The sequence below is a fragment of the Photobacterium sp. 2_MG-2023 genome (assembly GCF_030547675.1).
Classification (GTDB): Bacteria; Pseudomonadota; Gammaproteobacteria; order Enterobacterales; family Vibrionaceae; genus Photobacterium; species Photobacterium arenosum.
The window spans coordinates 73214-85277 of record NZ_JAUOQQ010000004.1 but is presented as its reverse complement, the minus strand read 5'-3'; the positions used below and the strand labels follow the sequence as shown (position 1 = coordinate 85277).

The following is a 12064-nucleotide window of genomic DNA, read 5'->3' as shown; positions in this document are numbered from 1 at the left end:
TCAGCTGCACTGACTACTCAAACGCCCGTCCCGGGCGTTTGTGCTTTCCCGAGTGCTGAATTATAAGCCGTTCAGCCAGAACTGAAACAAGACAAGAATCATGACGCCAGAACGTTACCAGAGGATCCAGTCAGTGCTGGCTACCCGCCAGCCAGATTTAACCCTATGCCTGGAAGAAGTGCACAAACCCAATAACGTCTCCGCCATTATCCGTACCGCCGACGCCGTAGGCGTGCACAAGATCCACGCGGTGTGGCCGGAAAAAATGCGGGTTCTTGCCCACACGTCCGCCGGCGCGCGCAACTGGGTCGAGCTGGAAACCCACACCAGCATGCCAGAGGCCATCGGCCAGCTGAAACAGCAAGGCATGCAGGTACTGGCTACCCATCTGTCTGATCGTGCGGTAGATTTTCGCGAGATTGATTACACCAAACCCACGGCTATTATTCTGGGCGGCGAAAAAAACGGGATCACTGCCGAAGCGCTGTCACTGGCTGATCAGGATATCATCATTCCTATGGTGGGTATGGTACAGTCACTCAATGTCTCGGTAGCCAGTGCGCTGATCCTTTATGAAGCACAGCGCCAGCGCCAGCTAGCCGGTATGTATGACAGAGAAACCACACCGCTGCCGGCAGACACAGTGCACCGCATCTTATTTGAACGCGGCCACCCTGTGCTGGCGAAAGTCGCCAAACGTAAACAGCTGCCTTATCCGCCGCTGGATGACGCCGGTCAGATAGTGGCAGATGACGCCTGGTGGCAGGCGATACAAGCCAGGGATAAGCCCCGGCGCAACAAATAACCCTGAACGGACAGAGCACAGAGTAAGCAGGCATGAGCGGACAGATGCTAGACACCATCGCCCTGACAGAATTGTCAGGCGTCGGCGCCAAAATGGCGGAGAAACTGAGCAAAATCGGCCTTCACACCGTACAGGATCTGCTGTTTCACCTGCCGCTGCGTTATGAAGACCGCACCCGGATCTGGCCGATTGCCGCCGTGCAGCCCGGACAGCACCTGACGGTGCAAGGCGAAGTGCTGCATAACGCCATCAGTTTTGGCAAGCGCCGGATGCTGACGGTCAAGATCAGCGACACAACCGGCTCTGTCACCCTTCGCTTTTTCAATTTCAACGCCGCGATGAAAAACGCCCTGTCCGAGGGAAAACAGGTCAAAGCCTACGGCGAGATCCGCCGCGGCCAGCACGGGCTGGAAGTGATCCATCCAGATTACAGCGTGTTTTCTGAACCGACCACACTGGCAGTTGAAGACACCCTCACCCCTGTCTACCCCACCACAGACGGCTTGCGTCAGTTAACCTTGCGCAGCCTGACCGAACAGGCGCTGAACCTGCTCGACAAAGCCGCGGTCAGCGAATTACTGCCCGAAGGCCTGTACGACAGGCAAATGACCCTGGCCGATGCCCTGCACCTGATGCACAGGCCCACGCCGGATGTGTCGCTGGATCAGCTGGAAAAAGGTCAGCACCCGGCGCAGCAAAGACTGATCCTGGAAGAATTGCTGGCACAGAACCTCTCTATGCTGGCGGTTCGCCAGAAAAGTCAGCAGCACCAGGCCTGGCCCTTGCCGCCCAGTACCTCACTCAAACAGCAGTTACTGGCCGGCCTGCCCTTCAGCCCGACCGGCGCGCAGCAACGTGTAGTGGCCGATATCGAAACAGACCTGGCCAGAGCCATCCCTATGATGCGTCTGGTGCAGGGCGATGTCGGTTCAGGTAAAACACTGGTCGCCGCTTTGGCGGCCGTCCGCGCCATTGACCACGGTTATCAGGTCGCACTGATGGCACCGACCGAATTACTGGCCGAACAGCATGCCCTCAACTTTGCCCAGTGGCTGGAACCGCTCGGCATTCAGGTGGGCTGGCTGGCCGGCAAACTCAAAGGCAAAGCACGGGACACCGAGCTGGCCCGCATTGAAAGCGGCGAGGCCAAAATGGTGGTCGGCACGCACGCATTATTTCAGCAGCAAGTCGTGTTCAACAACCTTGCTTTGGTGATCATCGATGAACAGCACAGGTTCGGTGTTCACCAACGGCTGGAATTAAGGGAGAAAGGGGCCAACGAAGGCCGGTACCCGCACCAGTTAATCATGACGGCCACGCCGATTCCGAGGACACTGGCGATGACCGCCTATGCCGATCTGGAAACCTCAGTGATTGACGAACTGCCGCCCGGACGAACCCCAATCCAGACCGTTGCCGTTTCAGACACACGTCGTGCCGACATCATAGCGCGCATCCGCGCGGCCTGCCTCAATGAAGGCCGCCAGGCTTACTGGGTGTGTACCCTGATTGATGAGTCTGAAGTACTGGAAGCCCAGGCGGCTTCTGATACGGCCACCGAGCTGACGGCACAACTGCCAGAGCTGAAAATCGGGCTGATACATGGCCGGATGAAAGCCACTGAGAAACAAGACATCATGCAGCGCTTCAAAACCGGAGAGCTGCACCTGCTGGTCGCCACTACTGTGATCGAGGTCGGTGTCGATGTGCCCAACGCCAGCCTGATGATCATCGAAAACCCGGAGCGACTGGGGCTGGCCCAGCTCCACCAGCTGCGCGGCCGGGTGGGCCGGGGCAATGTGGCCAGCCACTGCGTGCTGCTCTACCATGCGCCGCTGTCCAAAACCGCCCAGCAGCGGCTGGCGGTACTGCGCGAAAGCAGCGACGGCTTCGTCATTGCCCAGCGTGATTTAGAAATTCGCGGTCCGGGTGAGCTGCTGGGCACCAAACAAACCGGGATTGCCGATTTCAAAGTCGCCGATCTGGTGCGCGACCAGCACCTTATTCCCCAGGTGCAAAAGCTGGCGCGTTACCTGCACGAGCAATATCCGGCCAACGCCAAAGCCATCATCGAGCGCTGGCTGGGCCAGAAAGAAAATTACTCTAACGCCTGATCGCCAGCCTTTTCTTTGCTGATAGCGAAAAAGTGCGTTCATTTTCTGCTTTTAGTCGCTATTTTGCCGTCAATTTAATTACGCAATCGTTTGCTAAAAATAACAACCTCATTAAAATAGTGGCCACTTTTGACCCAAGGGTCATGGTCGGCTTCAGCGTCTGTCTCCCTCTCAATCTGAAGCCGTCCTGTCGACGCACATAAGGAAGCATCATGACTGGCCAGCACCAAGAAATAACGCCACCGCGTTCATCCGATTTGATCTACCGACTCGATGACAGACCGCCTTTACCACAAACCCTGTTTGCGGCTGTGCAGCATTTGCTGGCGATGTTCGTGGCCGTGATTACGCCGTCGCTGATTATCTGTCAGGCGCTGGGCCTGCCCGCCAGCGATACCAATACCATAGTCAGTATGTCGCTGCTGGCTTCCGGGGTCGCCTCCTTCATTCAAATCCGCACCATAGGCCCGGTCGGCTCCGGTCTGCTGTCGATTCAGGGCACCAGCTTCAACTTTCTTGGCCCAATCATAGGGGCCGGGCTGGCGATGAAAGCCGGCGGGGCCGACGTGCCCACCATGATGGCGGCGATTTTCGGTACTATCCTTGCGGCTTCTCTCACTGAAGTCGCTATTTCGCGTATTTTGCAGCACACACGCCGCATCATCACGCCATTGGTGTCCGGCATTGTAGTCACCCTGATTGGTCTGACGCTGATTCAGATCGGCCTGACCTCTATCGGCGGCGGCTATGCCGCCATTGAAAACGGTAGCTTTGGCAGCCTGGACAAGCTCCTGCTGGCAGGCATAGTGCTGGGACTGATCGTGCTGCTGAACCGGATGAAAAACCCGTATCTGCGTGTCTCGTCGATTGTGATTGCCATGGCGGCTGGCACTCTCACAGCCTGGGGAATGGGCATGATCGACAGCAGCCAGCTCGCGGAAACCAGCCTGATTGCAGTCCCCGCACCGATGCAATACGGCCTCGGATTTGACTGGTCTTTGCTGATCCCGCTGGTAATCGTCTTCGCCATTACTTCACTGGAAGCCATTGGCGATATCACGGCTACCTCGGAAACCTCTGAACAGCCCGTCAGTGGTCCTGTCTACATGAAGCGCATCAAAGGCGGCGTGCTGGCTGACGGCATCAACTCGGCACTGGCTGCAGTGCTGAACAGCTTCCCGAACTCCACCTTCAGCCAGAACAACGGCATTATCCAGCTGACCGGCGTGGCCAGCCGCTACATCGGCTATTTTGTCGCAGGTATGCTGGTACTGCTCGGCCTGTTCCCGGCTGTTGCCAACCTGGTACAGCTGATCCCGGAACCTGTGCTGGGCGGCGCCACTATTGTGATGTTCGGCACCATTGCCGCTTCTGGGGTGCGGATTATCTCCCGCTGTGAGCTGGACCGCCGCGCCATTCTGATCATGGCACTGTCTTTCTCTATGGGGCTGGGCATTGCGCAAAAACCGGAAATTCTGCAGTTCATGCCGGATATTGTGAAGAGCATTCTGTCCTCCGGCATGGCGGCCGGTGGCCTGACGGCGATTTTGCTGAACCTGATCCTGCCGGAAGAAAAGAAAAGCTGATTCTGTATGATCCCTCCCCCTTTTCAAGGGGGAGGTCAGGAGGGGACTAGGAAAAGAACTTAAGACTTCACACTCCGCTTGCCATTGTGTTTGACTGTCCGCACCGGCAGGCTGATCTGCACTTTCAAGCCACCGGCACTGCGGTTACTGAACTGAATGTCGCCCTGATGCTGATCCACAATACGCTTGACGATAGCCAGTCCCAGTCCGGTGCCTTCCGCGTCACTGCCCCGGGCACTGTCGCCGCGGGTCAGCGGCTGCATCATTCTGGCCACCTGATCCGGCTCAATGCCCGGACCATCATCCTCAACACAGAACCAGGCCATCTGGCGATCGGCCGTCATGCCGCTGGTGACTCGCACCCAACCGTGACCGTAGCGAAGCGCATTCACCAGCAGGTTGCTGATCAACCGCTTAATGGCTACCCCGTTGGCATACACTTTGCCGTTAATGGTCCCCAGTGACTGCTCAATCCCGCGCTCAATGCCCCCTTCTGCTTCTGCCACATCTTCAAGCAGAATATTCAGATCGAGTAGTTCCTGCTCCAGCAATTGGGTGGATTTCAGGTACTCCATAAACTGACTGATGATGGCATTACACTCCTCGGTGTCTTTAATCATGCTTTCAGCCAGATAGGCATCTTCGGGCGACATCATTTCGGTCGCCAGGCGGATACGGGTCAGCGGGGTGCGCAAATCATGGCTGACACCGGCCAGCAGCAATGCCCTGTCGTCTTCGAGCTGTTTAATACCATCACCCATACGATTAAAGGCTTTGGTGACCGCCCGGATCTCCGAGGCTCCCTGCACATCCAGATGTGGCGGAGATCCACCTTTTGCCACCTCTAAAGCCGCCTGCTCCAGCGCCACCAGAGGACGATTCTGGATACGGATAAACATCCAGCCCCCGGCGATCACCATCACAGCAATAAACAGGCTGTAACCAAACAGCGGCGCAAAATCTTCTTCCTGCAATTCGGACAGTGGCACCCGCATCAGGTAACCCGGCATGGCGTCGCAGTCGAGCCACAGCACATAGCTGTCTGTCCCCAGCACCAGGCGCACTTCCGTCGGTGTGTTCAGCTCTCGGGTCATTTCCTCACTGAGGTAATCAATGCGGGTCGCTTCCCTGAATTCAGCCGATTCCGGACTGTCATCGGCGTGAAGCGTGACCCCCAACTGCTCCAGCAGTTGCCGGCGCAGCGGGGTATCGAGATGAAACTTGTGGCCGTCGGCCAGCTCCACATCTTCTTTGAGCATCAGTTTGACTTCATAAGCCATGATGCGGTTGAACTGCTGCAGACTCGGTAGCAGTGCGTAATTCAGCACCGCCAGATAGGAAAAAATCTGGCTGGCTATCAACAAGCCAGCCAGCAGGATCAGGGTGCGGGTAAAGGTCGAGCGCGGCGACAGGCGCATCGGCATGGTTTAGGCCTCGCTGCCGTCTGGGACAAACACGTAACCCAGCCCCCAGACGGTCTGAATATAACGCGGACGGCTCGGATCTTCTTCAATCATGCGGCGAAGACGCGAGATCTGTACGTCAATCGAACGCTCCATCGCCGAGTATTCGCGGCCGCGGGCCATGTTCATCAGCTTGTCGCGCGACATCGGCTCGCGGGCGTTGGTCACTAAGGCTTTGAGCACCGCAAATTCACCGGAGGTCAGCGGCATGGCTTCCTCCCCGCGGAACATTTCCCGGGTACCCAGATTGAGGCGAAACTCACCAAAGGTGATGATTTTACCTTCCACACTCGGCGCGCCAGGTGCTTCGACCGTCTGACGACGCAGTACTGCACGGATACGGGCCAGCAACTCGCGCGGATTAAACGGCTTGGGCAGGTAATCGTCGGCACCGACTTCCAGACCGACAATCCGGTCGACTTCGTCGCCCTTGGCCGTCAACATCAGGATAGGCAGCATATTGTTGGCATTGCGCAGACGACGGCAGATAGACAGGCCATCTTCGCCCGGCAACATCAGATCCAATACCATCAGGTGGAAATTCTCACGGGCCAGCAGGCGGTCCATTTGCTCGCCATTGGCTACACTGCGCACCTGGAATCCCTGCTCAGACAGGTAACGCTCCAGCAAGGCGCGCAGGCGCATGTCGTCATCAACCACTAAAATCTTGAAATTGTCTTGCATCGTTCCACCTTATGCTTCGAACTCTGGATGTCGCCGAGGTGCTATTTTACGCGACCGCTGCCTGTTCTGACTGAAACAGTGAGCAAATGATCACCGTGAAATTGTTACCGAGTGTGTCCCCACCCCCGGCATGCCTTTAGATATTAGTCTGTTACGTAAGTTATCGTATTGATGAACCAGACTTTATCACCCTCTGGCGTGCGTACTACCACTTCATCATCCACTTCTTTTTTCAGCAGCGCCCGCGCCATCGGCGAATCGATAGAAATGTAATCCCTGCGGCCGAAAATTTCGTCATAGCCGACAATGCGGAATTTTTTGCTGTCACCGGCTTCGTTCTCCACCTCGACCCAGGCACCGAAAAACACCTTGCCTTCCTGCACCGGGGAATAATCGACAATTTTCACTTTCTCTAACGTTTTGCGCAGGTAACGCACCCGGCGGTCAATTTCACGCAGACGCTTTTTATTATACTGATAATCAGCATTCTCCGAGCGATCACCCAGACTGGCCGCCCAGGTGACTTTCTTGGTGACTTCCGGCCGCTCTTCCTGCCACAGAAAATCCAGCTCCTGCTTGAGCCGGTTATACCCTTCCCGGGTGATCAAAGGGGTTCTCATTGCGTCTGTCTCTGCTTACTGGTAATGGCTTGATTATACGATGTTGTAAGGCCTGACGGCGAGTTGTTCGCATGCTCCGGACGGCACCAAGATCACACCTGTCCGCACGGCTGGCAAACTCCTGACATTTTGCCGGTGCAAGAACGCTGACGGCCAGGCGGAATTGTGGTTAGATGGTCGGCCTGAGACAAACTGTATCCAAAGGAATTCTATGACCACGAGTATCCATCACCTGATTGCGTCTGAACTGAATGTCAAAACGCAGCAGGTTGCCGCAGCCGTGGCGCTACTCGATGACGGTAACACCGTCCCCTTTATTGCCCGTTACCGTAAAGAAGTGACCGACGGGCTGGACGATACCCAGCTGCGTAATCTGGAGTCCCGCCTGGGCTACCTGCGTGAGCTGGAAGACCGCCGTCAGGTGATCCTCAAATCCATTACCGAGCAGGACAAGCTGACGCCTGAGCTGAAAGCTGAAATCTTATCAGCCGACAGCAAAACCCGGCTCGAAGATCTGTACCTGCCTTATAAACCCAAGCGCCGCACCAAGGGCCAGATTGCGATTGAAGCCGGTCTGGAGCCGCTGGCCGATCTGCTGTGGTCACAACCGGACAACGATCCGGACATCGCTGCTGCCAGCTATGTGTCTGCCGACAAAGGTGTCGCCGATAGCAAAGCGGCACTGGACGGTGCCCGCGCTATTTTAATGGAGCGCTTTGCCGAAGACGCGGCGCTGCTGGATAAAATCCGCCGCCACCTGCAGGGCAATGCCGAACTGACTGCCCGCGTGGTAGAGGGCAAAGAGCAGGAAGGCGCCAAGTTCAAAGACTACTTCGAGCACAACGAGAAACTGACCCAGGTGCCGTCACACCGTGCGCTGGCGATGTTCCGCGGCCGTAACGAAGGGGTGCTGCAACTGGCGCTCAACGCTGATCCGAATCAGGAAGAAGGCGTGCGCGGCTCTTACTGTGAAGTCATTATTGCCGATCACTATGGCGTGAACCTGGGCGCAAAACCGGCGGACAGCTGGCGTAAACAGGTGATCAGCTGGGCATGGCGCATCAAGATTCTGATGCACATGGAAACCGAACTGATGGCGGCGTTGCGCGAGAAAGCCGAAGACGGCGCGATGCAGGTGTTTGCCGACAACCTGAACGATCTGCTGATGGCCGCCCCTGCCGGCCCGCGCATGACACTGGCGCTCGATCCGGGCCTGCGTACCGGCTGTAAAGTGGCCGTCGTCGACAGCACAGGTAAGCTGGTCGATACCGCTACCATTTATCCGCACCAGCCACAGAAACAGGTGGCCCAGTCCGCCGCCACTGTGCTGGCACTGCTGAAAAAACATAACGTTGATCTTATTGCGATCGGTAACGGCACTGCTTCACGTGAAACCGACAGTTTCGTGGCAAAGCTGCTGAAAGACAACAACCTGAAGATTCAGAGCGTGATGGTCAGCGAAGCCGGGGCCTCGGTGTACTCGGCCTCTGAGCTGGCCGCCAACGAGTTCCCGAACCTGGATGTGTCGCTGCGCGGCGCGGTTTCCATCGGACGTCGCCTGCAGGATCCGCTGGCCGAGCTGGTGAAAATCGATCCCAAATCCATCGGTGTCGGCCAGTATCAGCACGATGTCAGCCAGAGCAATCTGGCCAAGCGTCTGGACGCGGTGGTGGAAGACTGTGTTAACGCCGTGGGTGTCGATGTCAACACCGCCTCACCAGCCCTGCTGACCCGCGTGGCCGGTCTGTCGCCGGCGATTGCCAGCAATATCGTGGCTTACCGTGACGAGCACGGCCGCTTTGATGCCCGCACCACACTGAAGAAAGTGTCGCGTCTTGGCCCCAAAGCCTTTGAGCAGTGTGCCGGTTTCCTGCGGATCATGAACGGTAAGAACCCGCTGGATGCTTCCGCCGTCCACCCGGAATCCTATGATGTGGTCAAAGCCATCGCAGCGAAAAACGGCAAGCCGCTCGATGCCCTGATCGGAAACAGTGAGTTCCTGCGCGGTCTGAAAGCAGCCGACTACACCACGGACGAAGTCGGCCTGCCGACCGTCACCGACATCATTCGCGAGCTGGACAAGCCAGGCCGCGACCCGCGCCCTGAGTTCAAAACCGCCACCTTTGCCGAAGGCATTCACGAAGTGAAAGATCTGGTGCCGGGCATGGTATTGGAAGGGGTGATCACCAATGTGACCAACTTCGGCGCCTTTGTCGATATCGGAGTTCATCAGGACGGTCTGGTCCACATTTCGGCGCTGTCGGACAAATTCATCTCCGATCCGCGCGAAGTGGTCAAAGCCGGCGATGTGGTGAAAGTCAAAGTGATGGAAGTGGACTTGCAGCGCAAACGAATTGCCCTGTCGATGCGCCTGAGCGACGAGCCGGGCCAGGATGCCAGCCACAAACCGCAGGGCGGCCAGCGTCAGGGCGAGCAAACACGCCGGGCGCCTCGTCAGCAGCGTGATAGTCAGCCGGACAACAACGCCATGGGCGGTGCCTTTGCCGCGGCGTTTGCCAAAGCCAAGAAGTAATCCTCAGCCATAAAACCATTAAGGCGGGTCTGACCCGCCTTTTATGTCTTTCACTTATAAAAATACTCAATCAGACAATTTTCAGCATTTCGGTGGGCGGATTCGGCACTGTGGCCTGGGCATACTTGTAGCGGATCACGCTGCGGATACGTTCCATTTTGCTGATCTGGGCCAGCTCTTCAAGCAGCGCCCTTGGCAAGCGGATGTGCATGCTGTAACCCAGCTCGCTGACATCTTTCATATAACTGTCTGCCGACAGTGCCAGCACCAGTTGTTCAAATTCCTGCTGATAGCCGTAGCTTTTTTGCTGGGCGGCATCCAGCGAAGCGTAATCCGGATGTTCACTGGGATCCCAGCCTGGCCGCCGCATTTGTTTGTCATCGCCTTTGAGCGAAGGCTCGCTGCCAGAGGGGAGACTGGCACTGGCCGGGCGCACTTTTTCACGGATCTTGTTATCGCGCGCAGCCTGCTCCGTCATCGGATTTACCGATGGCGCCAGTGTCGGTATACCGGCATTCAGGGGCGACACTATCATCTTCAGGCGACTCCTACAGTGAGCCACAGGCTCTACGCTGACGCACCCGAGCAACGGCTGTCGTGCGCCTCATGAATAACTGCAAAAATGGCAGAAATCTCTGCCGCTACACACCGATTATCGGCCAAGAAAGGTTTTACTTTAATATTTCTGTGGATTCTGTCGCCAGGGCTGCCGAGGCATCACCTTCAATAAACACCTGTAATGACTGCAGAAAGTCCTGCGGGTGAGAAATAAAGGGCGCATGGGAGGCTTGCGGAAAAACCACTTTCTCTGACTGCGGTGCCAGCTTGTCCATATCGCTGGCCACTTTGACCGGCACCAGCCCGTCAAGCCGGCCATAGAGACGCAGCCAGGGCTGCTGGATCTGAGCCAGCTGCCGGCGCAAATCCACCTCCGCCAGCATGTCCAGACCGGCAGCCAGCGCGTCCGGTGACGGCTGGGGACGCGACAGCACGGCCTGTTTGAGTAACCGGATGTCCTGCCGCGCACTCGGGCTGCCCATCGCCTGCAGCGCCATAAAGCGCTCAACCGTCAGGCTGAAATCGTCACTGAGCTGTTGCTGGAAGTCACTCAGTACCTGAGGCCTGATGCCGCGCCAGCTATCCATCGCGGCAAAACGCGGTGAACTGGCCACAGTGATCAGCTTGCTGACCCGCTCAGGCGCCTGCAGCGCCGCCTGCTTGGCGATCAGTCCGCCCAGCGACCAGCCCAGCCAGACCGCTCGTGCCGGCGCGCTAGCCAGTAAGGCGTCCGCCATCGCTTCAACAGACTGCGCCTTGACACCGGCACTGTAACCATAGCCCGGCATGTCAACAACATGCACCCGGTATTGTTCTTCCAGCTGCGGCACCAGATGCTGCCAGACGGCGCCATTCATGCCCCAGCCATGAATGAGAACCAGATCGGAACCCTGAGCCAGGTCCTGACCAAATGCTTGCCAGTAGACAGATGCCGTCATGTACACTTCCTTCACTTCAAACCGGATGGCAAGGATGTTATCCCCTGTGGCTGTAAGATCAATCTTTCGTTGGCCAAACCAGCGATGCGCCTTGTGCCGTTTACCGCTGCGTGACGGTGATCACTACTGGTGTCTGCATTGCCTGGCCAGCCTGCCTCGGCCGCCTTATTGCCAGCGCTGCGGAGCCACCACACTGGAGCCCGTCAGCCATTGCGGCCACTGCCTGCGTCAGCCGCCGCCCTGGGATCGGCTGGTGCGCCTCGGAGAATATGGCTTTCCGCTCAACCGGCTGGTTCAGCAATACAAATTTCAGGGTAAATTCTGGCTCAGCCAGCCACTGGCCGGTTTGTTAGCCGAGCAGATGACAGAACCTGCCCCGCTGCTGCTGCCTGTGCCACTGCATCCCTGGCGCCGGCTGATCCGCGGATTCAATCAAAGTGCGCTGCTGGCTGATGCACTGGCGGAGATCACAGGTGGCGATACCGATCACCAGGCACTGCGCCGGACCCTATCGGCCCGCCCGCAGCATCAGCTGTCGAGAAAAGCCCGCCTGCAGAATCTCAAGCAGGCATTTATACTTAACAAAAGAGTGTGGCCGGAGCACGTGGCTATCGTCGACGATGTGGTGACCACAGGCAGTACCGTTTCCGTGTTGTCTCAGCTGCTCAGGAAGCAGCACGTCGCCCGGATCGATGTCTACTGCCTGGCCTTTACACCGCATTATCGCTGATCAGTGACGGTTCATTTTGACTGTTCAAAAAAA

General features: G+C 57.3%; 10 protein-coding genes. 5 read left to right on the top strand and 5 right to left on the bottom strand.

Features of this window, described 5'->3' with window-relative positions; all coding sequences use genetic code 11:
- The first annotated feature begins 100 nt into the window (after positions 1–100).
- From trmH to Q4491_RS05005, 3 genes are all read left to right on the top strand, one after another.
- Positions 101–805: a tRNA (guanosine(18)-2'-O)-methyltransferase TrmH gene (trmH, locus tag Q4491_RS05015; protein WP_303455303.1), complete on the top strand. Its 705-nt coding sequence runs from the start codon at positions 101–103 to the stop codon at positions 803–805.
- 32 nt (positions 806–837) lie between these two features.
- Positions 838–2919, top strand: a complete 2082-nt coding sequence (recG, locus tag Q4491_RS05010; protein ID WP_303455300.1) for an ATP-dependent DNA helicase RecG — start codon at positions 838–840, stop codon at positions 2917–2919.
- 212 nt (positions 2920–3131) lie between these two features.
- A complete protein-coding gene (locus tag Q4491_RS05005) occupies positions 3132–4505 on the top strand; it encodes a uracil-xanthine permease family protein (RefSeq protein ID WP_303455297.1) in 1374 nt (457 codons plus the stop codon).
- Between the two features lie 59 nt (positions 4506–4564).
- Here the strand turns inward: Q4491_RS05005 and envZ are convergent, their stop codons facing one another.
- From envZ to greB, 3 genes are all read right to left on the bottom strand, one after another.
- The gene (gene envZ, locus Q4491_RS05000) at positions 4565–5923 is read right to left on the bottom strand and encodes a two-component system sensor histidine kinase EnvZ (RefSeq protein WP_237794971.1); all 1359 of its coding nucleotides are present in this window, start codon (positions 5921–5923) and stop codon (positions 4565–4567) included.
- A gap of 9 nt (positions 5924–5932) precedes the next feature.
- Positions 5933–6652 carry a two-component system response regulator OmpR gene (ompR, locus tag Q4491_RS04995; RefSeq protein ID WP_027250541.1) on the bottom strand — a complete coding sequence of 240 codons (720 nt, stop codon included), beginning with the start codon at positions 6650–6652 and terminating at the stop codon, positions 5933–5935.
- A 143-nt stretch (positions 6653–6795) separates the two neighbouring features.
- On the bottom strand, positions 6796–7272 hold the full coding sequence (greB, locus tag Q4491_RS04990) for a transcription elongation factor GreB (protein WP_046220413.1): 477 nt from the start codon (positions 7270–7272) through the stop codon (positions 6796–6798).
- Between the two features lie 211 nt (positions 7273–7483).
- Here greB and Q4491_RS04985 point away from each other — a divergent pair, with 211 nt between their 5' ends.
- Positions 7484–9805 carry a Tex family protein gene (locus Q4491_RS04985; RefSeq protein WP_303455291.1) on the top strand — a complete coding sequence of 774 codons (2322 nt, stop codon included), beginning with the start codon at positions 7484–7486 and terminating at the stop codon, positions 9803–9805.
- Between the two features lie 70 nt (positions 9806–9875).
- On the opposite strand, the gene Q4491_RS04980 is transcribed toward Q4491_RS04985, so the two are convergent.
- Both Q4491_RS04980 and bioH read right to left on the bottom strand, forming a co-directional pair.
- Entirely contained in the window at positions 9876–10340 is a 465-nt protein-coding gene (locus Q4491_RS04980; protein WP_027250538.1) for a hypothetical protein, read from the bottom strand.
- A gap of 136 nt (positions 10341–10476) precedes the next feature.
- Entirely contained in the window at positions 10477–11301 is an 825-nt protein-coding gene (bioH, locus tag Q4491_RS04975) for a pimeloyl-ACP methyl ester esterase BioH (RefSeq protein WP_303455286.1), read from the bottom strand.
- Positions 11302–11347: 46 nt separating this feature from the next.
- Here bioH and Q4491_RS04970 point away from each other — a divergent pair, with 46 nt between their 5' ends.
- Positions 11348–12031 (top strand): ComF family protein, encoded by a 684-nt coding sequence (locus Q4491_RS04970; RefSeq protein WP_303455283.1) that lies wholly within the window; start codon positions 11348–11350, stop codon positions 12029–12031.
- The last annotated feature ends 33 nt before the right edge of the window (positions 12032–12064 follow it).

Excerpts from the sequence above, each read along its gene's own strand:
- trmH (WP_303455303.1), top strand. The coding sequence starts at position 101 with ATGACGCCAGAACGTTACCAGAGGATCCAGTCAGTGCTGGCTACCCGC.
- recG (WP_303455300.1), top strand. The coding sequence starts at position 838 with ATGAGCGGACAGATGCTAGACACCATCGCCCTGACAGAATTGTCAGGC.
- Q4491_RS05005 (WP_303455297.1), top strand. The coding sequence starts at position 3,132 with ATGACTGGCCAGCACCAAGAAATAACGCCACCGCGTTCATCCGATTTG.
- envZ (WP_237794971.1), bottom strand. The coding sequence starts at position 5,923 with ATGCGCCTGTCGCCGCGCTCGACCTTTACCCGCACCCTGATCCTGCTG.
- ompR (WP_027250541.1), bottom strand. The coding sequence starts at position 6,652 with ATGCAAGACAATTTCAAGATTTTAGTGGTTGATGACGACATGCGCCTG.
- greB (WP_046220413.1), bottom strand. The coding sequence starts at position 7,272 with ATGAGAACCCCTTTGATCACCCGGGAAGGGTATAACCGGCTCAAGCAG.
- Q4491_RS04985 (WP_303455291.1), top strand. The coding sequence starts at position 7,484 with ATGACCACGAGTATCCATCACCTGATTGCGTCTGAACTGAATGTCAAA.
- Q4491_RS04980 (WP_027250538.1), bottom strand. The coding sequence starts at position 10,340 with ATGATAGTGTCGCCCCTGAATGCCGGTATACCGACACTGGCGCCATCG.
- bioH (WP_303455286.1), bottom strand. The coding sequence starts at position 11,301 with ATGACGGCATCTGTCTACTGGCAAGCATTTGGTCAGGACCTGGCTCAG.